This window comes from Shinella sp. HY16, assembly GCF_028534175.1.
In the GTDB taxonomy this organism is placed as follows: Bacteria; Pseudomonadota; Alphaproteobacteria; order Rhizobiales; family Rhizobiaceae; genus Shinella.
This window is the reverse complement of record NZ_JAHYXL010000001.1, coordinates 438,395-462,398: the sequence shown is the minus strand read 5'-3', so window position 1 is coordinate 462,398 and position 24,004 is coordinate 438,395. Positions and strand designations below refer to the sequence as shown.

General features: G+C 60.2%; 18 protein-coding genes. 9 read left to right on the top strand and 9 right to left on the bottom strand.

From position 1 onward, the window contains the following. Positions 1-57: 57 nt before the first annotated feature. The gene (locus K0P03_RS02245) at positions 58-777 is read left to right on the top strand and encodes a helix-turn-helix transcriptional regulator (RefSeq protein WP_024270964.1); all 720 of its coding nucleotides are present in this window, start codon (positions 58-60) and stop codon (positions 775-777) included. Between the two features lie 125 nt (positions 778-902). Continuing rightward, entirely contained in the window at positions 903-1,310 is a 408-nt protein-coding gene (locus tag K0P03_RS02240; RefSeq protein ID WP_272788790.1) for a response regulator, read from the top strand. A 121-nt stretch (positions 1,311-1,431) separates the two neighbouring features. On the opposite strand, the gene rirA is transcribed toward K0P03_RS02240, so the two are convergent. Continuing rightward, a complete protein-coding gene (gene rirA, locus K0P03_RS02235; protein WP_024270962.1) occupies positions 1,432-1,893 on the bottom strand; it encodes an iron-responsive transcriptional regulator RirA in 462 nt (153 codons plus the stop codon). A 179-nt stretch (positions 1,894-2,072) separates the two neighbouring features. Between rirA and K0P03_RS02230 the strand changes: the two genes are divergently transcribed. After that, a complete protein-coding gene (locus K0P03_RS02230) occupies positions 2,073-3,116 on the top strand; it encodes a Fe(3+) ABC transporter substrate-binding protein (protein WP_272788789.1) in 1,044 nt (347 codons plus the stop codon). Positions 3,117-3,174: 58 nt separating this feature from the next. Here the strand turns inward: K0P03_RS02230 and K0P03_RS02225 are convergent, their stop codons facing one another. The 3 genes from K0P03_RS02225 to K0P03_RS02215 all read right to left on the bottom strand — a co-directional run bounded on the left by K0P03_RS02225 (position 3,175) and on the right by K0P03_RS02215 (position 6,969). Beyond that, positions 3,175-4,251: a M48 family metallopeptidase gene (locus K0P03_RS02225; RefSeq protein WP_272788788.1), complete on the bottom strand. Its 1,077-nt coding sequence runs from the start codon at positions 4,249-4,251 to the stop codon at positions 3,175-3,177. After that, positions 4,241-5,332, bottom strand: coding sequence for a YjgN family protein (locus K0P03_RS02220; RefSeq protein ID WP_050745422.1), 1,092 nt, complete (start codon positions 5,330-5,332; stop codon positions 4,241-4,243). The genes K0P03_RS02225 and K0P03_RS02220 overlap by 11 nt, the downstream gene beginning before the upstream one ends. A gap of 140 nt (positions 5,333-5,472) precedes the next feature. Continuing rightward, positions 5,473-6,969, bottom strand: a complete 1,497-nt coding sequence (locus K0P03_RS02215; protein WP_272788787.1) for a CoA-acylating methylmalonate-semialdehyde dehydrogenase — start codon at positions 6,967-6,969, stop codon at positions 5,473-5,475. A gap of 105 nt (positions 6,970-7,074) precedes the next feature. On the opposite strand from K0P03_RS02215, the gene K0P03_RS02210 reads away from it, so the two are divergent. Next, positions 7,075-7,956 (top strand): LysR family transcriptional regulator, encoded by an 882-nt coding sequence (locus K0P03_RS02210; RefSeq protein WP_272788786.1) that lies wholly within the window; start codon positions 7,075-7,077, stop codon positions 7,954-7,956. 3 nt (positions 7,957-7,959) lie between these two features. On the opposite strand, the gene bcsN is transcribed toward K0P03_RS02210, so the two are convergent. The 4 genes from bcsN to bcsA are packed head-to-tail and all read right to left on the bottom strand — an operon-like array spanning position 7,960 to position 15,478. Next, positions 7,960-8,910 carry a cellulose biosynthesis protein BcsN gene (bcsN, locus tag K0P03_RS02205; protein ID WP_272788785.1) on the bottom strand — a complete coding sequence of 317 codons (951 nt, stop codon included), beginning with the start codon at positions 8,908-8,910 and terminating at the stop codon, positions 7,960-7,962. 7 nt (positions 8,911-8,917) lie between these two features. Beyond that, entirely contained in the window at positions 8,918-10,870 is a 1,953-nt protein-coding gene (locus K0P03_RS02200; RefSeq protein WP_272788784.1) for a hypothetical protein, read from the bottom strand. Next, positions 10,867-13,224 carry a cellulose biosynthesis cyclic di-GMP-binding regulatory protein BcsB gene (locus tag K0P03_RS02195; protein ID WP_272788783.1) on the bottom strand — a complete coding sequence of 786 codons (2,358 nt, stop codon included), beginning with the start codon at positions 13,222-13,224 and terminating at the stop codon, positions 10,867-10,869. Before K0P03_RS02195 ends, K0P03_RS02200 begins: the two co-directional genes overlap by 4 nt. Further along, positions 13,217-15,478 (bottom strand): UDP-forming cellulose synthase catalytic subunit, encoded by a 2,262-nt coding sequence (gene bcsA, locus K0P03_RS02190; RefSeq protein WP_245290405.1) that lies wholly within the window; start codon positions 15,476-15,478, stop codon positions 13,217-13,219. Before bcsA ends, K0P03_RS02195 begins: the two co-directional genes overlap by 8 nt. Positions 15,479-16,163: 685 nt before the next feature. Between bcsA and K0P03_RS02185 the strand changes: the two genes are divergently transcribed. Continuing rightward, complete coding sequence (locus tag K0P03_RS02185) at positions 16,164-18,146, top strand: hypothetical protein (RefSeq protein WP_272788782.1); 1,983 nt, start codon at positions 16,164-16,166, stop codon at positions 18,144-18,146. Between the two features lie 292 nt (positions 18,147-18,438). Here K0P03_RS02185 and K0P03_RS02180 read toward each other — a convergent pair whose 3' ends face one another. Continuing rightward, positions 18,439-19,500, bottom strand: coding sequence for a hypothetical protein (locus K0P03_RS02180; protein WP_272788781.1), 1,062 nt, complete (start codon positions 19,498-19,500; stop codon positions 18,439-18,441). Positions 19,501-20,253: 753 nt separating this feature from the next. On the opposite strand from K0P03_RS02180, the gene K0P03_RS02175 reads away from it, so the two are divergent. From K0P03_RS02175 to K0P03_RS02160, 4 genes are all read left to right on the top strand, one after another. After that, positions 20,254-21,111, top strand: a complete 858-nt coding sequence (locus tag K0P03_RS02175) for a DUF4747 family protein (protein ID WP_272788780.1) — start codon at positions 20,254-20,256, stop codon at positions 21,109-21,111. A gap of 5 nt (positions 21,112-21,116) precedes the next feature. Next, positions 21,117-21,677: a hypothetical protein gene (locus tag K0P03_RS02170; RefSeq protein WP_272788779.1), complete on the top strand. Its 561-nt coding sequence runs from the start codon at positions 21,117-21,119 to the stop codon at positions 21,675-21,677. Positions 21,678-22,181: 504 nt separating this feature from the next. Beyond that, a protein-coding gene (locus K0P03_RS02165; protein ID WP_443020527.1) for an IS5 family transposase occupies positions 22,182-22,936 on the top strand; the annotation gives its coding sequence in 2 pieces (ribosomal slippage) (positions 22,182-22,523 and positions 22,526-22,936; 753 coding nt in all). A 146-nt stretch (positions 22,937-23,082) separates the two neighbouring features. After that, positions 23,083-23,994: a hypothetical protein gene (locus K0P03_RS02160; protein WP_272788777.1), complete on the top strand. Its 912-nt coding sequence runs from the start codon at positions 23,083-23,085 to the stop codon at positions 23,992-23,994. Positions 23,995-24,004 lie beyond the last annotated feature (10 nt).

Genomic DNA, 24,004 nt, shown 5'->3' with positions numbered 1-24,004 from the left:
CCGCCAAAGATTGTGGCGCTAGATTTGACGCGTGGAATCCCTGGGGATAGAGACCACGTGCCCGTCTTGAACAAACACTACCGGCGCTATGATTTCGAAAGCGATCTTGAGAAGGCTCTCAATCGCGTCGATTTCTTTCGCATTTTCCATACCTTGGCGCTGCGCTACGGTTTCGAGCATTTCGGCATCCTGCAGCTGGCCAACGAACACGAGACGAGCCACCTTGCGGGCCGCCTCGTGCTGCACGACCTGCCAGCCGGCCTTGCCGAGGCCTATGACAAGCGTCATCGCCTGAACGATTCCGCCATCTTCAAAAGCTTCTACAAATCGACCATCCCGACCGTGTGGCTGAGCGATGACCCGGTGGAGAACGGCGCGGTCGGCAGCGGCGACTTCCTCGAGCAGATCGGCTTCGACATGGCGCTTGCCATTCCGGTCCACTCCATCGGGGGCATACGGTATGTGGTGCTCTTCCTGGGCGACGGCGAGGATATCGGCCGCAGCGCCCACTACGAGATCTGCTACGAGGCGAACTGCGCCTTCGACTACTTCTACCGCAAGGTCCTCGCCAACAAGGCAGGCATGGGTCTGACGCCGCGCGAGACGGAAATCCTGCGCTGGATCTCCTACGGCAAGACGGCAAGCGAGATCGCCCTCATCGTCTCGGTTTCCGAGCACACGGTGAACTCGCACACGGCTACGATCCTGAAGAAACTCGACGTGGTGAACCGTACGCAGATGGTGGCAAAGGCAATCCGCGAGCAAATCATCCAATAATGCCGCAAATCAGGTCCGCGGCGTTACCGATAGCAGAGTTAGGGACTTGTTAATGCGTGCCGCGTGGATGAGAGTAGCCGCGGCTTCCGGCCAACCATTCGATGCAATCAGGTTCACCCACCACTATGACCGCAACCGTGCATATCCTGCTTGTCGATGACGACCCTGCGGAAAACGTCATCCTCAGCGCGCTGATGCGCAAGGTGACAAGCTATGCGATCACCCTTCATTATGTAGAGACGGTGGAAGCGGCGCTGGATTTCATCCGTGCTGACAGGGTGCGGCTCGACATGATCCTGATGGACAACCGGCTCCAGCCGCAGGCGGATTTTCGCGAGACCGTGCCGGAACTCCGGCGCAACGGCTACATCGGCCCGGTCGGCGTCATTTCCTCCTCGATAAGCGATGCCTATTTCCAGAAGATCGACGATTACGGCGTCGACTTCCGCATCGACAAGGCCGAGCTCGACCCGACAGCCGTCGAGTTCATCCTCAGGGAATATGTCAGGCAGGACACAAGCGCCGGAGAGTAACCTCCGGCGTCTGGTGCACTTTCAGAAATTTGTGAAATGGATATGCCACCAGCGCGATACCAAGCTGGAGGCGCCGGGCATTGCACCCGGTGAAAAAAACGGAAAGGCCCTGCCTCAAGCCTCAGGCGGCGGGCTGCCGCACGGCCGCATTTTCCAGGCCAAGCAGCATGCCGATCTGCGGGCGGGCCTTGACCAGATCGTCGATCGTATATTGCTGCAGCACTTCGAAGAAGGCGTTGAGCGCCTTGCGCAGCGCCGAATTGAGGCCACAGCTATCGACCAGCGGGCATTCGATCTCCCCCGCCTCGAAACATTCGGCCATGGCGAAGGAATCCTCCGTCACCCGCACGACGTCGAACAGCGTGATCTCCGCCGCCGGCTTCGGCAGACGTACGCCGCCGTTGCGGCCGCGCACGGTCTCGATGATGCCGGCCCGCGTCAGCGGCTGGAGGATCTTGAACAGGAACAGCTCGGATACGCCATAGGCCCTGGCGATTTCCGGAACGCGGCTGAGTTTGTCACCATTCGCCGCGCAGTACATCAACATGCGCACCGCATAGTTGGTTTGTTTCGTCAGACGCATCGGGAACTCCGAATCCGGTTTTCTAGTCCGCACACATATAGGACACTTCGCTATTTAGAACAATTCCAAAAAGCGGAAAATCACATTCATGTTATGGCGGGGATCGCACGGTTGACTGCGAGGGGCAAGCCGTTAAACACGACTTTAGCAGTTAAGAATAAATGCACCAGGAGGACCCGATGCAACTGCTTAAGACGTCTCTCACCGCCCTTGCCCTCTCGACCGCCGGTCTGGCCCTTGCCACACCGGCCTTTGCAGATGGTGAAGTCAACATCTACTCCTACCGTCAGCCGGATCTGATCAAGCCGCTGCTCGACGAATTCACCAAGGAAACCGGCATCACCACCAACGTGCTCTTCCTCGACAAGGGCCTGGTGGAGCGCATCCAGGCGGAAGGCGCGAACTCGCCGGCCGACGTCATCCTGACGGTCGACATCGCGCGCCTGACGGAAGCCAAGGAAGGCGGCGTCACGCAGCCGGTCCAGAACGACGTTATCAACAAGGACATCCCGGCGCAGTACCGCGATCCGGATGGCGACTGGTTTGGCCTGACCACGCGTTCGCGCGTCGTCTACGCGTCCAAGGATCGCGTCGCGCAGAACGAGATCACCTACGAGGAGCTTGCCGACCCGAAGTGGAAGGGCAAGATCTGCACCCGTGACGGCCAGCACTCCTACAATATCGGCCTGATCGCCTCGATGATCGCCCATCACGGCGAAGCCGAAGCCGAGAAGTGGCTGACCGGCCTGAAGAACAACCTCGCCCGCAAGCCCGACGGCGGCGACCGCGACCAGGCCAAGGCGATCCTCGCCGGCGAATGCGACCTCGCACTCGGCAACTCCTACTATGTCGGTCTGATGATGACCAACGAGAAGGAGCCGGAGCAGAAGGATTGGGCGGCAGCCATCAAGGTGCTGTTCCCGAACACCGCCGACCGCGGCAGCCACGTCAACGTCTCCGGCATGGCGCTCGCCAAGAACGCTCCGAACAAGGACAATGCGCTGAAGCTGATGGAATTCCTGTCGGCCGGCACCGCGCAGAAGATCTATGCCGAGCAGGTCTACGAATACCCGGTCCTGCCGGGTGCCGAGCCGTCCGAGGTCGTCAAGTCCTTCGGCACGCTGAAGCCGGATGCCCTGCCGCTCGTCGACATCGCGGCGAACCGCAAGAAGGCATCCGAGCTGGTGGACAAGGTCGGCTACAACGACGGCCCGTCGCAGTAACAGGAATGCCTCCCAAGGCCAAACCAGGAAACGGCGGCTCTCGGGCCGCCGTTTTCGTTCATTGCAGGTCCGGATCCGACTGGCCGGAGATGATCCGGCTGTAGTCGATGATGTCCTTCTTGCGCTGCGGCGTGCCCGGATGGGTGGAGAGGATGGTGGTATCCCCCTTGTCGCCGAGTTTTTCCTCCAGGAGACCGAAGAAGCGGGCGATCGCGGTGGGGTCGTAGCCGGCCTTTGCCATCAGCTCGACCGAGCGCCGGTCGGCTTCGGCCTCCGCACCGCGCGAATAGGAGAGCGCGAGGAGGCCGCCACCTTGCACCAGCACGTCCTCGACCGCCGAGCCGACGTCGCCGGCAATCAGCATGATGAGGCCGGTCATGCCGGCGGCGCGATAGAACTGGCGCAGGCTGTGCTCCAGCTCGACATGGCCGATCTCGTGCGCGAGCACACCGACGATCATCTCCGTATCGCCACCTGCCAGTTCGACGAGCTGGTCGGTGAGGACGAGCGTGCCGTCCGGCAGCGCGAAGGCGTTCGGTCCGATCAGGCCGCCATCACGGAAATTGAGGGTATAGGCCCCTGCCCCGCGCGGCGACTGGGCAGCGATGCGGGCAAAGCCGTCGGCGATCTCCTTGCGGCGGCCGTCCGGCAGCTTCGTCGGCGAGAAGGTCGTCTGGTCGAGCGCTTCGAGCGTGCCCTGCGCCATCAACTGCGGCACGATCGGCGGCGTGGTGAGGATGGCGACCTCGACGAGCGCCGGCACGCCCCAGCGATAGACCACGCCACCCAGCACGAAGGCGGCGAGCATGATGACGATCAGGCGGAGCCGGAACTGCTCCAGCCAGTGCACGAGGCCGGCGCCCCCCTTGCCGCGCGCGGCAAGATAGCGGTCGATGCCGTCATTGTCCCAGGTCTCGAAGACCGAGCCGTCCGGAAAGGTCACCCGGCGCGGGATGGCCCCGACGCGGCCGGAAATCTCGACCCAGGAGAGGCCCGCGCCGGCAAGCGGCTTCTCGCCGCCGACCGGCACCGCCGTGATTTCCCCGGCCCGCTCGACGAGGCGGGCCTCGACCGAGCGGCTGGAGCCGGCGGGATGCCAATCCCCGCCGGCGATGGTGGCATTGTCAGAAGCCAAAGTCGAAACCTTCAAAGTCCATGAACTCCGAGCCGACGGCCGAGCCCTGCGCCTCGATGCGGCTGAACAGTTCGCCGACATCCCCCGTGAAATGGATGCCGGTGTGCTCCCAAGTATAACGCGCCATGCGCACCGCCGCCCAGGGCCGCATCAGGCCGAGGGTCAGCAGCGTGACGATAACGTTGGAAATGGCGATCCAGGTGTAGCGGGTGCGCGAGACGTCGCTCAGCATGCGGTGCTGGCCGTCGAAGGTGGTCGCCGACCAGGCGATGTTGCGCACGCCCGCGCGATAGAAGAGGCCTGCAATGCCGAAGGTCGCGAAGAGCACGATGTAGCCGATGACCGCGCTGATGACGAGCGGGATCTGCTGTTCCGGCGTCAGAGCGCCGGGCGTCTCGATCATCGGCAGGATCAGCGAGAGATTCATGAAGACGATGAGCGCGATGATGCCGAGGCCGACCAGCGCGATGAGGAACGACAGGAGCCAGGACTTATAGAGCGGGCCGAGCTGCGGGTCGGTATCGAAGGCCTTGCCGCCGTAGCGCAGGTTCGTGCCGACATAGCGCGAGACCCAGCGGCTGGCGAGCGGCGTGAGGATACCGATGGTGATGACGGCGAGCAGGCTGCCGAGAATGAAGGCCTTGAACGCACCGCCCGCACCGCCGACGAAATCGAAGCGAACATTGCGGTAGCTCGTGACACGTGCGCTGAAGCGCAGGCCCTTGGCGACAAGCCAGGGCAACGCGATCAGAACGACGAGCGTCGGCAGCAGGACGAGAATCGGCACCAGCGTCGCAATCACGTTGAGCGCGATAAAGGCACCGAGAACGATGAGGCGGCCGATGAGGATCTGCAGACCCTTCGCATGGTATTCAAAGGACCGGCCAAGCAGCACGGTATTGCCGTAGAAATAACGATTGCGCCGGACCTTGGCCCAGGCAGAATAGATGCCAAGCGTGATGATCGTCAGCAGCACATTGACGATCCAGATGCCAAAATATTCCGACGCCTTGCCGGTAAACGTGATGCGGTGAAAACCGCCCGCCTGTCCCGCGGGCGCAGCAGATGCTGCGAATGACATATCGTTTGCCCCTTCCGAATGCATAGACACGAGGGCTTAACGGGCCGGGATCGATGGCTATTCTTCGCAGGGCACAAAAAACTCGCAATGCAAAAAGGGCCCCCTTGCGGGAGCCCTTTCAATCCTTCCGGCGGGACGGATCACTTCATCGTCGGCATGACGAATTCGGCGCCGTCCTTGATGCCCGACGGCCAGCGGCTGGTGATCGTCTTGGTACGGGTCCAGAACTTGATCGAGTCCGTGCCGTGCTGGTTGAGATCGCCGAAGGACGAGGACTTCCAGCCGCCGAAGGAATGGTAGGCAAGCGGTACCGGGATCGGAACGTTGACGCCGACCATGCCGATGTTGATGCGGCTGGCGAAGTCGCGGGCCGCGTCGCCGTCACGGGTGTAGATTGCGACGCCGTTGCCGTATTCGTGCTTCATCGGCAGGTCGAGGGCTTCCTCGTAGTTCTTGGCGCGAACGACGGACAGGACCGGGCCGAAGATTTCGGTCTTGTAGATTTCCATGTCCGGCGTGACGTTGTCGAACAGGCAGCCGCCGACGAAATAGCCGTCTTCATAGCCCTGAAGCTTGAAGCCGCGGCCGTCGACGACGAGGTTGGCGCCTTCTTCCACGCCCTTGTCGATGAGGCTCAGGATGCGGGCCTGGGCTTCCTTCGTCACGACCGGGCCCATGTCGGCCTTGTCGTCGGTATACGGGCCGATGCGCAGGCTCTCGATCATCGGCGTCAGCTTTTCGATCAGCCGGTTGGCGGTTTCCTCGCCGACCGGGACTGCAACCGAGATCGCCATGCAGCGTTCGCCGGCCGAGCCGTAGCCGGCGCCCATCAGCGCGTTTGCGGCCTGGTCAAGGTCGGCATCGGGCATGATGATCATGTGGTTCTTCGCGCCGCCGAAGCACTGGGCGCGCTTGCCGTTGGCGGCAGCCGTGCCGTAGACGTAACGGGCGATCGGCGTGGAGCCGACGAAGGAGACGGCGGCAATATCCGGATGCGCCAGGATGCCGTCGACCGCACCCTTGTCGCCGTTGACGACGTTGAGGATACCGGCGGGAAGGCCAGCTTCGATCATCAGTTCGGCAAGGCGGATCGGCAGCGACGGATCGCGCTCGGAGGGCTTCAGGATGAAGGCGTTGCCGCAGGCGATAGCCGGGGCGAACATCCACATCGGGATCATGCCCGGGAAGTTGAACGGCGTGATGCCGGCACCGATGCCGACCGGCTGGCGGATCGAATACATGTCGATGTTCGGGCCGGCGCCTTCGGTGAATTCGCTCTTGGAGAGGTGCGGAATGCCGATGACGAATTCGCAGACTTCCAGGCCGCGGATGACGTCACCCTTCGAATCCTCAACGGTCTTGCCGTGCTCGCGGGAGATCAGAACGGCAAGCTCGTCCATGTTCTGGTTCAGAAGCTCGACGAACTTCATGAAGACGCGGGCGCGGCGCTGCGGGTTGGTGGCGGCCCACTTCGGCTGCGCGGAAAGCGCGCTGTCGATCGCGGCCTGCAGGTCGGCGTCGTTGGCAAGTGCCACCGTCGCCTGGACTTCGCCCGTCGCCGGGTTGAAGACGTTCGCGGTGCGGCCGCTGGTGCCGACGACCTTCTTGCCGTGGATGAAATGGCCGATCTCGTACATGGGGAGCTCCTCCGTTGGTATGAAGAGATCATCGCACTTCAATTTGCACAACTCAATCACCTTGGATAAGGAACCGTTGTGCAAAAATTAAAGTCGGAGGCAGAAATGAACTGGGATGACGCCCGCATGTTCCTGGCGGTGGCCCGTACCGGGCAGCTGCTTGCCGCTTCCCGCCGCCTCGGCGTCAACCACGCCACGCTCAGCCGCCGCGTCAGCGCGCTGGAGGAAGCGCTGAAGACGCGGCTCCTCATCCGCCGCACCAATGGCTGCGATCTCACCGCCGAAGGCGACGCCTTCTTTCGCGCGGCCGAGCGGATGGAGACGGAGATGCTCGCGGTGCAGGCGAGCATCGGCCGTATCGATACGGCCGTCGCCGGCACGGTGCGCGTCGGGGCGCCGGATGGTTTTGGCGTCTCCTTCCTCGCGCCGCGCCTCGGGCGGCTGACGGCGCGGCACCCGGAACTGAAGATCCAGCTCGTGCCGGTGCCGCGCTCCTTCTCGCTCTCCCAGCGCGAGGCCGACATCGCCATCACGCTGGAACGGCCGGAACAGGGACGCCTCGTCTCCTCCAAGCTGACGGACTATACGCTCGGCCTCTATGCCTCGCGCGCCTATCTCGCGGAAAACGGCACGCCGGAGGGCGTCGAGGACCTCAAAGCCCACCGGCGTGTCGGTTATGTGGAGGACCTGATCTTCACCGCCTCGCTCAATTTCACCGGCGAGATCATGCGCAGCTGGGATGCCGGCTTCGAGATTTCCAGCGCGACCGGCCAGACGGAGGCGGTGCGTTCCGGCGCCGGCATCGGCATCCTGCACGACTATATCGCCCGGCAGTATGACGAGCTCGTCCGCCTCCTGCCCGGCACCGCCATCCGCCGCGCCTACTGGACAACCTGGCACGAAAGTGCGCGGGACCTGACGCGCGTGCGCACCGTCGCCGAATTCGTGCAGGAACTCGTGCAGCAGGAGCACCACATCTTCTTGTAGGCGTCAGTCGCCCGCGGTCAGTGCGGCGGTTTCGGGCATCGGCACCAGTGCACTTTTCGCCCGGGCCGTCTGCGCGTCTTCCAGCGTTTCCACCGGCTTTTCAGAGACGGCAACCTTCACCTTCTCCTGGCCGGCCTCGCCCGGGAGCGGCACACGCACGGCATTGCGGATGACGGCCGGCTCTTCGGCCCGCTTCTCCTCCACGAGCCGGCGTTTCGGCGTGCGGCGCGGCACCACGCCGTCGTCGACAACCGCCATAGGCTCGGCGCGCACCGCGACGGGCTGGCTGCGCAGGACGCCGCTGCCGCCGGCATAGCGCAGCATGTCGAAGGTCTGGTCCGTCACGGGCTTCAGCCGCATTCCCGCCATCAACGCGGCGATGCGCTCTTCCGGCATGGAGGGATGGCAGAAGCGCAGGCGTACCTGCGCGGAATAATTGCCGTCTCCGAGACGGCCCATCGCCGTTTCGCTGAGCGGCGCCGTCCGTTTGGCGAACTGCCAGGCGTAGAGGCAGCTGCCGGAGGCGCCCAGCGGACCCGTCGCATAACCATAGATGCCGTGCGTGTTCTGGCCGGCGGCGGCGTTGATCCTCATCGCGACATCAGGCAGGGCCTGCCGCATCTCGGCGAGGATCGCCCGTCGCGTCGGGGCGCGCAGGAAGGGGACACCCTCGGAGGGCGTGCCGACCCGCACCGTCAACACGTTCTCGCCGGCAGAAGCCGTCGCGTTGGAATAGACGATCGCCTGCTCGAAGAAATCGCCGCGTACCGTCTGGCGCACACTTTCGATACGTCCGGAGATCGACGGGAGGTAGGCAGCGGCGAATTCCGGCGAGACCTCCGTCGAGATCGGCGGCGCGTCCGGACGGATGGATCCGGTTTCGAGGAAGGGGTCGTGCACGGCGGTGCAGCCCGTGGCGAGGAGCGGAAGTGCAGCGAGAAACAGCCAGCGCATGAAGAACCTATCGGATGGGAGCCGTGGAGACGGCAAGGCCGCGAGCGGCCGCCGGGTCATAAAGATGCATGTTGAGCCGCGCGAAGACCGCCTGCGCCTGGCCGCGATTGCCGAGATGGTAGTAGGCCCAGCCACGCAGCTGGCTGAGATCCGCCGGTTCGGCGACGAGGCTGGCCCGAGCGTTCAACGCATCGAGCACACGCTGGTACTGCTTGTGGTCGAAGGCCGAGCGGGCGCGCTGCCAGTAGATTTCCGCCCGGACCTCGCGGTCCCGCTTTTCCGCCAGCGGATAAAGGCCGACCATCGCCTCGGCATCGTCGGTCAGCCGGCCGCGCAACAGGGTCAGCACCGCGCCATAGGCGGCGTCCGCCTGGGTGCGGCTGTTGCCGAGCGCCGCCTCAAAGGCGTTGCGGGCCTCCGCGAGCCGGTTCAGCTCGAGATGGCACCAGCCCTTGATCAGCATGGCATCGGCAGAGATCGCGCCGCGCGCCTCCAGCGCGGAAATCTCCTTGATGCAGGCGCTGAAGCGCTTCGCCTTGAATTGCGCGAGATAGCCGGTGCCGCCGCCAGTCGCGACAGGCATCTCGACGGCGACGCTGCGCCGGCCCTTCGGCGGTGTCGCGACCTTTATCTCGGCCCAGATTTCCGGGTAGACCTCGCGATATTCCGCCTCCAGCGCCGCATAGTCCTTCTTTGCAGCCAGACGCAGCAGGCTGAGGGCAAGGCCCTTGACGCGCACCGGCGCGCTTTCCCAGTCGAGTGACTTTTCAAACCAGGCCTTCGATGCCTCGTACTGCCGGGAATTATAGGCATACCAGGCGAGGATTTCCGCATGGTCGGCATTCGACGTCGCGAGGATGGCGTTGCTGTAGGCGGTGACCGTCTTCACGTCCGCATCCGGCTGGTCGGGCTTGGAAAAGCGCAGCGACAGCGCATTCATCAGGAATTCGGGATCGGCGGAGAGGTCGTCGACATATTCTTCCGCGACGGCATAGGCCGCGTCCTGCTTGTTCTGCGCGGCAAGCGAGAGGTAGAGGCCCTTGGCGTTCTCCACGTCGCGACGCTTGGCGAGCGCCGCCTTGAACCAGCGTTCGGCATTTTCAGCCGACTTGAGTTTCAGGTCGTACCAGCCGAGCAACGAGAGGTCTTCGAGACGCTCGCCCTTTTCCGCCACCGCACGCAGCCGGCCGACCTCGCCTTCGGCAATCGGCGTCTGGCGCTTTTCATCCGCGTTGAAGTCCGCGACGTCCTTGCGGGTGAGGTCGAGTTCCAACGGCTGCAAGCCGGCCTGCAGCAGCGGCGAGGTCGCCAGCACGTTCATCGCCTTACGCACGTCCTCAGCCGGGAAATCCCGCGTCGATTTTTGGAGGGTGGTGAGGATCTGCTGATCCGGCAGACGCCTATCGCCCTCCCGGAAGAGCAGGCCACGATAGGCACCCGCCAGCGCATCCTTGGCGCCGGTCTGCGCATAGGCGTCGAGCAGCATCCAGACGAGATCGACTTCCGTCTCGCCTGCGGGGTCGATGGCCTTGCCAGCCTCGATGACGCCCATCCAGTCCTTGCGGGCGGTCGCAGCCATCATCTCGACGCGCTGCTTGCGGCGGGCAAGTTTTCCGGAAAAATCCGCACTCGGCGCCCATTGCGGGTTTTCCGAACGGCGGCGGCCGATTTCGGCCTCGATGCCGTTAAAATCGTTCTTGTCGTAGAGCGTCCAGAGAGCGCTTTCATCGACCTGCCGCGCGGCGGGCGAATAGACGTCGGCAGGCACGACGAAATCCGGATATTTCAGCCGCAACCGGTTCGTTTCGGCCTCCAGCCGGTCCTGCTGCTTCTGCTCGGCATAATAATAGAGCGCGGCCAGCTCGACCTCGCCGGGGCCGGCCTTTGCATCGGCCGCCAGCGCCATCGATGACAGGGCCGGGGTGCCAAGCAGCAGGGTCGCAAGGAAAAGCGTTCTCATCGGTCGGACCTCACGCCCTTTTTCGGCACCGTCAGGCCGAGCCAGGCGGCGAAGGCACCGAGGCAGGCAAGCACGAGCAGCACATAGATCTGGAAATTGTCGGAGAACCACGCCGCCGCGACCCGGCGCAGGTTGCCGGGGCTGCGGTCCGACAGGTCGGCGATGTAACGATCCGCGGCCGGCAGGCTGACGAGCGAAAGGCTCGCCGTCTCGATCGCCGCGGTACCACCCTGAAGATCGCGCCAGACGGCGGGCTCGACGAGCCGGTTGACGCCCGCCTCCACATCCCGTGGCGCATCGGCCTTGATGACGGTCCAGGTGGCCAGCCCATCGGGCGAGCGCATCTGGGAAAGCGTCACCAGAGAGCCCTCGCCGTGGGGTGCAAGCCGCGCCTCGTCCTCGCCTTCGTAGTTCAGCCAGCGGCCGAAACTGTTCGTCGCGGCGGCAAGCCAGAGCTGCGCCCGGGCGCCGAAGGAAAGCTCATCCTCCCCCGCCGCCGTGGAATCGTGGAAGGCCTGCAGGAGATCGGCGGTCTCGCTACCCATCGCAGCGCCGCCGGATACCGAGGCGGTGACGACCGCGTCGGGTTTCAGGAGATCGGCGACCGACGCGCTGATATCGTCCGCAGTCGGGAAGGCCGCTTTGTCCGCCGGCCCGAGTTCGGCGAAATCGTTCTGCGAGGAGACGACCAGCGCATCCCGTCCGGAACCCTCGGCGGGCGTACCGATAGCGATCCGTGCGTTGAGCGGCGCGCGGGCGGAAAGGGCAAGCCGCGCGAGCATGGTCAACCCGGCGCCGACCGACTGGTGATCCGCCCGGTCGACGACGAGATCGAAGGGCTTGCCGCCGCCATAGGGATAGGCCTTGCCGGCAAGCGCCGCGAGATCAGGAAGCCGGCCGACCCGGGCAAGCGCGGGGACCTCGATGGCCGTCGTATCGAGCAGGATGAAGCGCGGCTTGCCGTCGTCACGCTCTTCCGGTCGGCAGGCAGTATCCGCCGCGGTCGGCAATTCGGCCAGCAGCTCTACGCGGTTGACGCCCGGGCGGAAGGCACGCAGCGGCAGTTCGATGCGCTTGCCGTCGAACTGCTCGCCTTCGCGGTTGCGGAAGGGATAGCTCTTCACGACCTTGTCGTTGACGCGCACGAGGAGCTGGGCGGTCTGTTCGAGGCCCGGCGAGGTGGCGGCGGAAAGGCGCAGATCGAGCGTCGCATATTCCGCCGGATAGAAGTCTGCCGGCATCTCCACGGCGAAATCGGTGCGCGAGAGGCGGCCGGAGAAGACGCGGGTCTCGTAGCCCGCCTCCCGGAGCGTGCGGCGCTCGCCGGCATCGACCGAAAGCAGGCCCCGGCCCTTCTCGAAGATGCCGGACTTCAGTCCGTCTGCCATCGGTCCCTTCACGGCGGCAAGCACCGCTGCATTGACATCGCCGAGATTGGCCGCACGCAACACGACCGCCGCACGCCCGGACGTGGCGCCGGCCTGTACGGACAGCCCGCGCGGGGCAGCAGAAAGGCCGAGCCCGGCAAGCACTGTGCCGCCGCTGCGGTCCATCGCCATGACGAGGTCGATGCCGGGACCCGTGCCCGGCTTGTCCGCGATCGCTACGGTGATGTCGTCGCGATTCAGGAAGAGCACGAGGGCCTGCAGCACCGGCGCAACCTCGTTCAGCGCCTCGGCACCGGACGCGCCGGGAAGGACGACGCGGATTTCCGTGCGCTGCGCCGAATTGCGGCGAACGGCGAGCAGGCTGTCGAAATCGGTGAAGGGTGCGGCAACGCCGGTGGCAAAGCCGCTCAGCGCCGGATCGAGCTTCGTCCAGAGCTCGTAGGTCGCATCGAGCGAGCAATCCACGCGGTGATGCTGGCGCGCGCGGACCTGCACGACATTACGGCCGGCCCGGAGGTATTCCGGAGCGACGGCGATCCTTTGCGTCAGTGTGCCGTTCGGCGCGGCAATAGCGAAATTGCCGACATCCCGGCCGTTCACCTCGACATCCACCTTCGCCGTATCGGGAAGCACCGAGACGGCGTTGATATAGGCAAGGTTCAAGGCACCGCCGGCGGAAACCTGGGGGCCATCCAGCTGGAAGGTAAAGGTCGCGACATCGTCCTCGCCGGCGAGCGTGAAGGCGCCGGCCGACTGTTCGAAGGGCACGAGCGTGATGGCCGCGGCGTTCTCCGCCGTTCTGGCCTTCTCGACATTGACCGGCCCGGACAGCAGACCACCGGCAAGCGCCGTTCCCTCGAGGAGCGGCTTGACCGCATCGGCGACCAGGCCCTCTGCCCGACCGGAGGCGGCCGAGGCGACGAGAAAAGCAAGGCCGAGTGTAGCAAGGAGAGATGTCTTAGCCATAGGCCTGGGTTCCTGTGAGGACCGGCGGCAGATCGGCTGCACGGCCTGGGATCTTGGCATTGTTTTCCTTCACGACGATGGGAGCATCGGCGAAGGACTGGACGGCGCTTTCACGGATGAGGCCGGCGGAGTATCGCAAGGCCCGCAGCGTCTCGCGGATGCTCCAGAGAGCGAAACGCGAGGTGCCCCAGAAGAAGCTGCGGCGCACCTGGCGACGGGCGATACGCTCCTGCAGTACCGCCTGGTCGGAATACATCAGCTCGGCGATCGCCAGGAAGGTTTCCGGCGTGCGCTCCTTGTAGGCGAAGCCATGCACCGCGCCCTCGCCGGCTTCGCGGCTGGAACGGCAGACAACGTCGAAGGTGATGACCTGGCCGGCGCGGCGAAGCTCGATCGTCGCCTCAAGCGGGTTCTCGAGATCGATCTCCGGCGCCTTCTCGACGAATTCCACCGAGACGCCGCCAAAGGAAGCATCTTGGATGATGACATTGGAGAGCTTGCCACCGGCCTTCATCAAGGCGTGGCGCTTGACCGGCAGGCGCTGGTTGCGGCGCAGTTCGCGGCGTTCGGCGACAGCGCCGAGGGCAGCGCCGGCAAGGCCGAGATTGATGAGGTTCCAGCCCGCCACGATCATCAGCAGTTCGGTCGCGACCGGTTCCGTCAGGAAGCGGTAGCCGGAATAGAGCGCGGCCGCGAGAAGCAGGAAGAAGATGATGAAATAGGGTCGTGCCAGCGGCGAGAGCATGCTGCGGTCGAGCGTCTGGCCCTTGGCCGTCACATTGAAGGTGGGCTTGCGCGGGTTGCGGATCACGCTGACGATCGAGCCGAAGAGCAGCACCGACTGGACGTATTCGTAGAGTTCGGAGACCCAGGGCCAGCGCACGCGGCCGTAGAGGTAGCTCTGCATGGCAAAGGAGCCGATGAGATAGGTCACCGCATAGGAGGCGAATTCCAGGATATTGGCCTGGTAGATCTCCAGCGAGAAGAAGATGTAGAGCAGCGGCGAGAAGACGAAGGCAAGCCGCGAAAGCGGGAACAGCCAGAAGAGATTGATGCCGGCATAGCAGATGCGCTGGGCGAGCGTCAGCCCCTTGGCGAGGAACGGCCGGTTGAGGATGAGGATCTGCAGCATGCCCTGGCACCAGCGGGCGCGCTGGCCGATGAAGGACACGAAGGTTTCCGGCTGGAGGCCGGCGATCAGCGGCTTGTCGACATAGAGGCTGTGCCAGCCCTTGGAATGCAGCGCCAGCGCCGTTTCGCAATCCTCGGTGATCGACTGGCCGGAAAAGCCGTTCGCCGCGACGAGCGCCGCGCGGCGCAGCACCGCCGCCGAGCCGCAGAAGAACGAGGCGTTCCACTTGTCGAGCCCGCGCTGCAGGATTGAATAGAACATCTCGTTTTCCGAGGGCATGCGCGCGAAGGTCTGGAGGTTCTTTTCCAGCGGATCGGGATTGAGGAAATAGTGCGGCGTCTGGACGAGGAAGAGCTTCTTGTCCTTGCGGAAATAGCCGACCGTCTCGCGCAGGAACTCGCGCACCGGGGCATGGTCGGCGTCGAAGACGACGACCAGTTCGCCGTTCGACACCTTCAGGCCCTCGTTGAGATTGCCGGCCTTGGCATGGTCGTTCTGCTTGCGGGCATGATAGTGCACGCCGAGCGAGGCGCAGAGCGCCTTCAGCTGCTCGTGCCGGCGGATCGCCGCAATCGAGATGCGCGGATCCTTGTGGTTGCGCTTGGCCTCCGTGCCGCCGTCATCGAGCAGATAGACGTTCAGCTTGTCCTTCGGATAGCGCAGCGACTTTGCTGCCGCGAGCGTGCCGGCGAGCAGTTCCGGCTCCTCGTTGTAGGACGGGATGAAGACGTCGACAGTCGGCAGGCTCGCCGCATCGCCCTCCTCCGGGCTTTCGCGCTTCACCGGATCGGCCAGCATGAAGAAGCTGATCGCCAGCATGGCGAGGCAGTACATTTCCGCCAGATAGAGGACCAGGCCGGGAATGAAATTCAGCGGCTCGTAGATGCTCGGCAGCGTCTCGGTGGTGCGCCAGAACGCGTAGCGCATGGCAAGGATGCCGGCAAAGATGAAGGTGACGAGCCGGAAGGTGGCGCTCTTCGGGCGGGTCATCGCCAGAAACATCACGCCGAGCACAGCAAAACTCAAGATAAGCTGTGCCTGAAGGCTGATCGGCAGCCAGAGAAGGAACAGCCCGAACATGCCGGCGGGAATCGCCAGCCATTTGACGCACGTCATGTGCATTTGAAGAACCCCATTTGCATCGCGGCAGCGCGTCATGCGGACCGGTTCCGAACAGGAACGGGAGGACATTAGGGATCTATTGGTCAATGGATTCCTAATGGAGTGCCAAAACGGGAATGGCGCCAAAAGCGTGGTAAAGGAAGGGTTTACGCAGCGTCAGGGGTGGGCGGAAACAGGAGATTGCGGTCGTCCGGGCAGGCCAGGATTTGGCGGACGAAGAGCAGTGCCGACGGGAAGCCCGGCAACAGCTCCGAGCAGGCAGTCCCAACCATGGGCGCGTTCGGCGTGATCGACCCAGAAATCGAAAACCACCGGCAGCCGCTCCCGCGGCGTTGGGAGAAAGGGGAGGAACGACGGCGCCATGGTGCCGAAGCCGACTGCTTCGAATGAAGGGAGGGATATTCCTCTCTCCCGATAAGTCCTATCGAAAACAACTTATCAGGAGAGAGGAATGGTACGGTTGAGTGGGGTCGAACCACCGACCTCAGGTGCCACAACACTACGCTCTGAGCGAAGAGGACTTTTCGCCACCCTCCAACCAATCGCAAGGCCCCGGACTGCAGCTGATATCTATGTGTTTTCTGCTATTATCGACATAGCAGTCCATTTACCAAATTTTCCCCAGCAACCTTTCGCGCGTGCTCAAACTCGGTATAGGTGCGGTATAAACTAGTGGAGCTGCCGCATGACCACCATACGAGCCATCTTGGACGACGAGCACATTAGAGCGGCAGCGCAGCGTGCTGCTGACCCGACGCCCAACAAGGCCCTCGTCACCTACGCTGATGATCGCATCACCGGCCTCCAAATTCGCTGCCAAGGTAAACAGGCGTTCTGGAGCCTCAGATATGGCAAATGGACAAAGGTTCTTGGCTACGTGTTCCCAGACGCGAAGCGACACGTTCCCTCCATAGGCGAAGCCCGGGAACTAGCCAAAGCTACGAAAGAAATCCTGGATGATGACGAGCAGCTGCTCGATCCGTTCTTCGCCAAATACTATTCGATCCGTGAAACTTACGGAAAGAAGCGGATCGAAGCCATCAGGGCCGCCCGCAAGGAAATGCGAAGTAAGGCGACGACCTGGTCCCTCCGCCAGTGCTTTGAATTTGTGATCGAAGATCGAACACGTGCGGGTGCGCTAAAGCCTATCAAGAAAGGCTACAAAGAAGAACTAGAGTTGTGTGTGCGTCGACCGCAAATGAAACCCCTCATGGATAGGCCTGCGGCAGACTTAACGCGCGGCGACTTCGATATTGTCCGAACCGCGTTGATTCAAGAGGCTGGGATTTCTCCTGCGAACAAAGTCATCTCTAACGTTCGAAGCGTTCTCGACTATTGCTGCTCATTGCAGAGTAAGCAATCGGGGCTCGACCACAAAGACATGTGGTGGCAATTGCTCCAGGGAGCGGGGAAAGTTAAAAGCCGCACACGGACACCCACGCCAGATGATGTCGCGCGCACTCTGGCGTTGGCTGAAGAGTATCTGCGAAAGCCCCTTCCTGGGCGAGTGGATGGCAAAAGCGGCGTACGGCCTAACGTCTTTGCCGGGCTGGTGTGGCTCACTCTGACGGCGCAAAGAACATTTGCGGCCTTGCACCTTAAGCACGCAGATTTCTTCGAAGACCCAGAGCGTGGCGACGGGTGGTACATTGCGTCGTGGGAAGCGGGAATAATGAAATCGGGCAAAAGCCATGTCATCCCGGTTCCTCCACGGGCTGCTCAAATGATGCTGCCATTAATCGCGTCAGCGAAGACGTTCGGAACGAGCGTCTGGTGCTTTCCCTCTGAAAAGGGCACCCCAGACAATGATATATGCGTGAACGCGTCAGCTCCCAGACAGGTCTTGCAACGCCTGGCAGCTCGCGATCCGCTCATGCGAGAAAAAAACGGTACGCGCAAAACCGTCGCAGTCGATCTTTTGAGCGAGCAAAACATCCCGTGGTGGAGTCCACACGATCTACGTCGATCACTAACTTCAGTAATGGACAAAGCTGGAATCCCCGGAGGGGCGTCGGCGATCCTTGCGCATGAAATCAAGCTCTCGACAGAGCTTGGCGAAGAACACCTCACCGACGAGCAACGCCAGAGATGGCGAGAAATTCGCACGGCAAAAATAACGCGAGAGGCCTACGGCGATCCGCAGTTTTTGAGCCTCAAGGCCCCGGCTATGGAGGCTTGGACCGATGCTATCATCGACGCCTATGAAGACATCAATGGGGTCGCCGCGCGTCGGAAGGAAGCTTTAGTGAACAAACGCCTGAAGAATTTTCTGAGGGACTTCACAATGCGGTCCATTCGGACCCAAAACGAGAGCCTGAAAAACATTCCAGCGAAGATAGACAGACTTGATCGAGAAATTGCCGGAATAGAAAGAAAAATCGCGATTGCAGATGGTAGTGACTATCTCAACGGGGCCGACATCGCCATAAAGCAGTTTTTCAAGCGAAAACTGCTTGCGGGCGACGTAGCCTCAATGGTTCGCGCCCAGGATAAAGATGACTTTCAGCGTGCTGTTGAACAGATTCAGATAGAAATTCCTGATTTCGACCCGCAGCAACTTGCGCCTGAATACGACACCCTGCGAGCTGCGTTCTTCAACGGAGACTGTGACGCGAGTCGATTCAAGCAAGAGGTGACCCGACTTTGGGGCGTTGAGTTTTTTTATTAACCAAAAGACTACTTCCGGTAAATCGCCATCTACCCGCTGACGCATCCCATGCCGCGAAGCTGTGCTCGTTAGATGGGATGCAAGAGTGCGTATGCATCCGCGTGGGTACCGCGAGTATTCGGCACGAACAAGCCGATGAAATCTGCTGTCGGCCCGAAGGAGACGTTGGAGACCGATAGCTGCCTGACGGCCCGCCCTCATTTCGGCCGTTCGATTGTGACCCATATAGAAAGAATATTGGTCGCCGCCTGACAGCATGCCCATAAGCGCTTGTCTGACTTCCATCACCCGTTCAGGGCAGTCCATTAAGTTTGCAGTCTAGCAAAGCCTTGGCTTCTTCCGCGTCTGTTGCCGGAGCATAGGACTGGCAACCACAAGCGCTTGACGACATCCAAACATTTCGACCTCGGTCGTTACAGTAAATGTCGTGCGCAGTCTTTTGACCGGCATTATGTCGACAGAGCAGGCATGACCTGACAACATGGCCATCGTGAAATTTCTGTTTCAAAATGAATTGCTTAAAAAGATCGAGAAATGATCGCTGGTTGCGCTTATCTCTGGCCATATGCATAGGAGCTGCCTCCCAAGAGACCAGACTCCGATCTGAAATCAAATATTTTGCCTCGGAGGCAGTGGTGTGAGAATACCACGCTTTGCCGCTATCATACAATAAAAGTAGCGTGCAGGGAATATTGCAAGGGTCGACGCATCTTCTCTTTGCTGGCGCGACACCCGGAATATGGTAGCACTTTACATTTGCCGACGACGTCGAAATACCTACCTTTAACCCCTCTACGTCATCCTCACAATTTATTCTCACTTCGACAACACTGAGGCCGCTGGAGATTTTATCTTGACTACTTTTGTGGGTTACAGCGATTTCTATTAATAATATCTCGCCAGTCTGTGACGAAGTTAAGAGAATGTCTGCGACGAAACCGGCTATAGATTTTTCCATCTCGACAACGTCGAAACGACTTGCGAGGTCATCAGCGAAATACGCGGTTTGGTCTCTGCAAATTAGACCGAAGTTTTCTTCATAGTGGTCGCAGACTATTGGCTGACGACGATTAAATAGGAATGGCTTTTTATCTTTAATGGAATCCGAAAGGGCCTTGAACAGCGTAATCTTTCCTATTTGATGGAGATATGTTTCGTCAGAGCAGTTTTGAGGTCGTTCAGATTTATGCTTAAAGTGATGCTTTCTGACACTCCCCAAGGCCGGAATCATAATGTGATTACATGAGAGGCAACGATAAGGTCCACGTGCATATCTATTGCTTTGATCAACTGCGGCGATATCAATCAAATCTCCGTCGGCCGCCTTGGTATACCGGCTCGCATCCTTCATCATCGCCCGCTAAGCTCCAATATATCCGCTAGTTGAGTGGCGTCTCCGCTCGAACACATGAACAAGTTGCCTTAGAAATCAAGAGTGTTGCGCTTCGGTTCGTCGCAGTTGCTGCTCGCGCTTTGCAATGCAGCATCCAAGCCAGTAATCGGAATTCTAAATCGGGCCGAAGCCGTGTTCTGGGGCTCACTGAACTTCACCCCGTTCGACCGGGCAGTCGGGAAGTGGCTAAATTACCGCTATAACGGCTTCGCAATAACCGGCCCGACGGCTTTCGGCCATCCCGGCCGAAGGGATTAGGGCAGCTTCGCGCCTTCATCTCGGTCGTAGACTTTACGACAATCGTGTCTCAAGAGCGGACGCCGATTCGGGTTGGTCCCGTGTGCGGAAGGGGCATGAGCTTTAAACCGTCTGCCTGGTGGACAAATGTGTACCTTGCGGAGGTGAGATTCAGACAACAGACCATGTCCTCAAAGGTATGCCCCTACCGACGTCTCCGTACCCCGCCTTATGCCCTTTGGGCCACGGTGAGGGCTGGCAGAGAATGATCGCACGCCCTTCCGGTAGCGCATTGGAAGCCGCCCAACCGGCAGCATCCCTATGGGGGCAACGACTACACCGCTCGCTTTCGATACCCCCTCGCAAAAAATTCAATTTGTCGCATAGTCAATATTGCTGTGGATCAAACACAAGTGGCATTACCAAGAGAAACGACCAAAGGTAGCATTTCCGCATTACGCACGGGGGAAGCGGTCCATGGCACGCAGAATTAAAGTATCGGTGGGCATCGTGAACATTAGACTGCATCCCCACTCGCAAGAAATATATTCCAGTTTCATTCATGACGTTTACAGACTGAAACAGCCCTTCAACATCCACGGCGACAGATATGCCATGATTTCCATGCTCGACAGATCGGGCGAGGACAGCAACGAGGTTTCTGGCATCATCACGACGTTTACGCGGATTGAGACCGATGGCGCTTGGTTTGATGCTGCAAACCTTCAGGAAGCTACAGACAATCAGGTGTCTGAAATTAACATTCCTGACAACCTATACCCCAATGCCGCCTCCTTCTACTTCTTGCTTGATACAAAAGAACATAAAATCTATGTTCAGCAATACTCAAAAGGGAAGCAAATAACTTCGAACTCCGTGTTGAAGTATTTTCGGAAGGCCGCAGATAATCTCGAAATGCTCGCGAAGTATAATTCGGCGAAGATATCTATAGTTCAGAGCACAGAAGGTTTGGAGGCGCTTTTCAACCTAAAGAAGATAAATGAGATAAAGATCACAATCCTAAAACCAAATTCAGACATCTTCGCCGACGATTTTGAAGCAAAGGTCGAGGCGCATCTAGCGGAGACCCATGCCCAGAAGCTCGTTTTGACCTACGATGCTGAGCCGGGGCAATCAATTGTGGCGGGAAAAGATATCAGAGCCGTGAGTACTGCCGCGCTTGAGAACGGCAGTGTTCAGGTTAAAGGTCGAGACGAGACGGGGGCGGTCACTCGCTCCACGGAGGAATTTCCCAAAATACTCCAAGACACCTACGATCCGGATGAGATATCAGAGAAGGAAGCGTTTCGCCGCATTGTGGCCAGCCAAGGGTAGTTAAATTGGCTACATTCACCCAGTTCGTCGCTTTTTGGAAAAGCATCCGCCGTTACTTCAAGGGGTACGGAGGCTGGACTGCGGTATTTTGCTCGCCAATCTTCATATTCTCACTAGCCGTCACTGCATTGAATTACGCGAACTGGATTGAACCTAAATGGGTTTCCCGCTCCTTTGAGATGATACCAAGCTTGCTAGGATTTAGTCTTGGCTCGTACACCATTCTTTTCAGCGTAATGACCGGCCGCCTCAAGCGCGCCTTGAAAGCTGTTAAAAACCAAGATGGGGTAAACTACCTTGAAGAAATAAACGCGACATTCTTTCACTTTATTTTCGTGCAGATATTATGCCTAATGTGGTCATTTCTGTTCGATGGAACATTTTTGTACGATTTATTCAAATACGTATTGGACGAATACAACCAATCAATGGAAATATTTCGCATATTCATGTTGGTTGGATCGTTTATTGGATACCTATTACTTGTTTATTCATTTCTGCTGATATTGGCTGCTGCAATCGCAGTTTATCGCATAGCCTCCATCACTGACCCGGCAGATGGCTGAGCATCGCTGACGGGCTCGGAAGGCTATACCAAAAGATACAAAGACAGGCGTACTGGTACATTCCCCGAGCAGATGCTGCGTTTGCTACGCTCTAATCGGGGATACGACCATTAAGCGCGAAAGATTGCGCACATTGATAAGAACGCTCGCAATGTCATAGCGGCATTTTCGGAAAGCCCAATCGAGATTGCTCAATGTGCGAGGAAACATCGCATACATATGATCGGTCGGAGCGACGGAATCATAATTCTGCAGCCATGGGAAACCCCGAAACCGTTCCGCGTTCAAGGGGTGCGCTCTAGTTGACTGTTGTCACAATACGGCTGACCATGTCAGTTACCGCGTTGGAATTACCTTGATGAATCCTGCCAGCCACCCCCTTTTCGCGCACGCGCAAAGGCTCGCAACCCGCCTTACAGCAATAGGAATTAGGGTCCGGACCCAATAATTAGCTTTCCTTGAGCGCTGGGGCATGATTCATTGCCGCGACGAAAGGGCGGTGAGATGTCTGATTTCTTTTGGTTTTCCGATGCGCAGTGGGAACGGATCGAACCGCTCCTGCCAACGGATGTGCGGGGCAAGCCGCGCGTGGACGATCGTCGCGTGTTGAGCGGAATCGTCCACGCGCTGCGATGCGGTGGACGCTGGGCGGACTGCGCCGACGTCTATGGACCGAAGAAGACGCTCTACAATCGCTTCGTTCGCTGGTCCGAGCGCGGCATCTGGGAAGGCATCTTCAGCGCACTCGCCGGAGCCGAGGATGCGCCGGACAGATTGTTCATCGATAGTAGCTGCATCAAGGTCCACCGCTGCGCAGGCGGCGGAAAAGGGGGGCCATGGCTCATGGTATCGGCCGCACGAAAGGCGGACGGAACACCAAGCTCCATGCCGTCTGCGACGCGAAAGGTCGCCCTCACGTCCTGCTCCTGACGCCCGGCAACGTCCATGACTGCAAGGTGGCGAGGCTGTGTATCGAAGCCCTGCCGCCCACCGCGCAGCTCGTCGCGGACAAGGGCTATGACAGCCAGGCTCTGCGCGAGTGGCTCGACGAGCGCGGTACCGAGGCTGTGATCCCGCCACGTCGAAATCGCAAGGTCCAGTACGAGTACGACCGCGCCGTTTACAAGCAGCGCAACGTCATCGAGCGTATGTTCTGCCGTCTCAAGGACTGGCGTCGCCTCGCCACCCGCTTCGATCGCAACATCAAAAACTTCATGGGTGCCGTCGCTCTCGCCGCAGCCGTCATCTGGTGGCTCTAGTGAGTCCGGACCCTAATCCCTTTCAATCTCAAAAAGAACGCTACGTTGTTTTGCTCGGCGATGGCTCTGGCGAAATCGTGGATTGGGGCAAGCCTCTACGCGGAACACGTTTCTTTGGTCCGAACGCTGTCAGGAAGGACAGACCAATGGTCGCGGATTTCCAGGCGTTCGCAAAGCAAGGCGGTCTAAGCGACTGCGTGTTTTGGGGCATTGGTCTAGCCTGCGCGAAAGCAGAGTCCACAGACTTGGCAGCCGCCCTCAAGAGGTTCAATGACCGCATCAACATCGAATTCAGTGAACTTCGGAAAACTGGGAGGTTCGAGATGCTTCTCCTGGTTATCCATCCCAGATTTGATGACAACTCAGGTCTATTCGATCTACATGCTCATTTCGTTGCCAGAGTGCCGAGGGAACACAGGGACGACATCAAGCATCGGCTCCGTTGCAAATTCAGCAAATATGACTTTCCGGATCACGCGATCCGCAACGCGGCAGCCGTGGCAACCTATATGATGTGGGGAATCTTCCGAAACAAAGTGATGATATCCTGGCCTGACCATGCCCTGCGGGCCGCTTGGGAACTTGTTGAATGCCGGTTCCAATTCGTGAGGACAGGCGGATCATTCGCGAAATGGAGAGCGGTTAAAAGACCAGCAGCGGAACTATCAGCAAACTCTGTTGACGAGACCCTGAGACGTCGCAATCGAGAGGAAACGGCTGACCGGAGGCAAAATGTCATCACCGGAGATCGATTGCTATCCAGAATAATGCTGACCATCCGGGGCGTGCGAATGCCCGCTCTTCTTTTCGAAGTGGCTCCGCAAACGATGCACGCGGACGACCAGTCCTCGCGGAGGTATTCTTCAGCGGTTAATATCGTAACTCAGGAGCCGCCAAAGTGGAACAAACCGACCGGCCAAGCGCAGGTCTGTGGATGTAACACGATGGTTTGGCATCGCCTCACAGCCGCCTTAGAGTGGATCACGGCACCGATCTCGTCTTTGGCTGGCAGAATTCACGGAATCGGAAAAAAGCTCGTCAGGAAGCTCCGCAGTTGACGCCGGACAC

Coding starts and splice junctions, on each gene's coding strand:
- K0P03_RS02230 (WP_272788789.1), top strand. CDS start 2,073: ATGCAACTGCTTAAGACGTCTCTCACCGCCCTTGCCCTCTCGACCGCC.
- K0P03_RS02220 (WP_050745422.1), bottom strand. CDS start 5,332: ATGTCATTCGCAGCATCTGCTGCGCCCGCGGGACAGGCGGGCGGTTTT.
- K0P03_RS02180 (WP_272788781.1), bottom strand. CDS start 19,500: ATGATGAAGGATGCGAGCCGGTATACCAAGGCGGCCGACGGAGATTTG.
- K0P03_RS02240 (WP_272788790.1), top strand. CDS start 903: ATGACCGCAACCGTGCATATCCTGCTTGTCGATGACGACCCTGCGGAA.
- K0P03_RS02175 (WP_272788780.1), top strand. CDS start 20,254: ATGGCACGCAGAATTAAAGTATCGGTGGGCATCGTGAACATTAGACTG.
- rirA (WP_024270962.1), bottom strand. CDS start 1,893: ATGCGTCTGACGAAACAAACCAACTATGCGGTGCGCATGTTGATGTAC.
- K0P03_RS02195 (WP_272788783.1), bottom strand. CDS start 13,224: ATGGCTAAGACATCTCTCCTTGCTACACTCGGCCTTGCTTTTCTCGTC.
- K0P03_RS02160 (WP_272788777.1), top strand. CDS start 23,083: ATGGTCGCGGATTTCCAGGCGTTCGCAAAGCAAGGCGGTCTAAGCGAC.
- bcsA (WP_245290405.1), bottom strand. CDS start 15,478: ATGCACATGACGTGCGTCAAATGGCTGGCGATTCCCGCCGGCATGTTC.
- K0P03_RS02215 (WP_272788787.1), bottom strand. CDS start 6,969: ATGTACGAGATCGGCCATTTCATCCACGGCAAGAAGGTCGTCGGCACC.
- K0P03_RS02200 (WP_272788784.1), bottom strand. CDS start 10,870: ATGAGAACGCTTTTCCTTGCGACCCTGCTGCTTGGCACCCCGGCCCTG.
- K0P03_RS02185 (WP_272788782.1), top strand. CDS start 16,164: ATGACCACCATACGAGCCATCTTGGACGACGAGCACATTAGAGCGGCA.
- K0P03_RS02210 (WP_272788786.1), top strand. CDS start 7,075: ATGAACTGGGATGACGCCCGCATGTTCCTGGCGGTGGCCCGTACCGGG.
- bcsN (WP_272788785.1), bottom strand. CDS start 8,910: ATGCGCTGGCTGTTTCTCGCTGCACTTCCGCTCCTCGCCACGGGCTGC.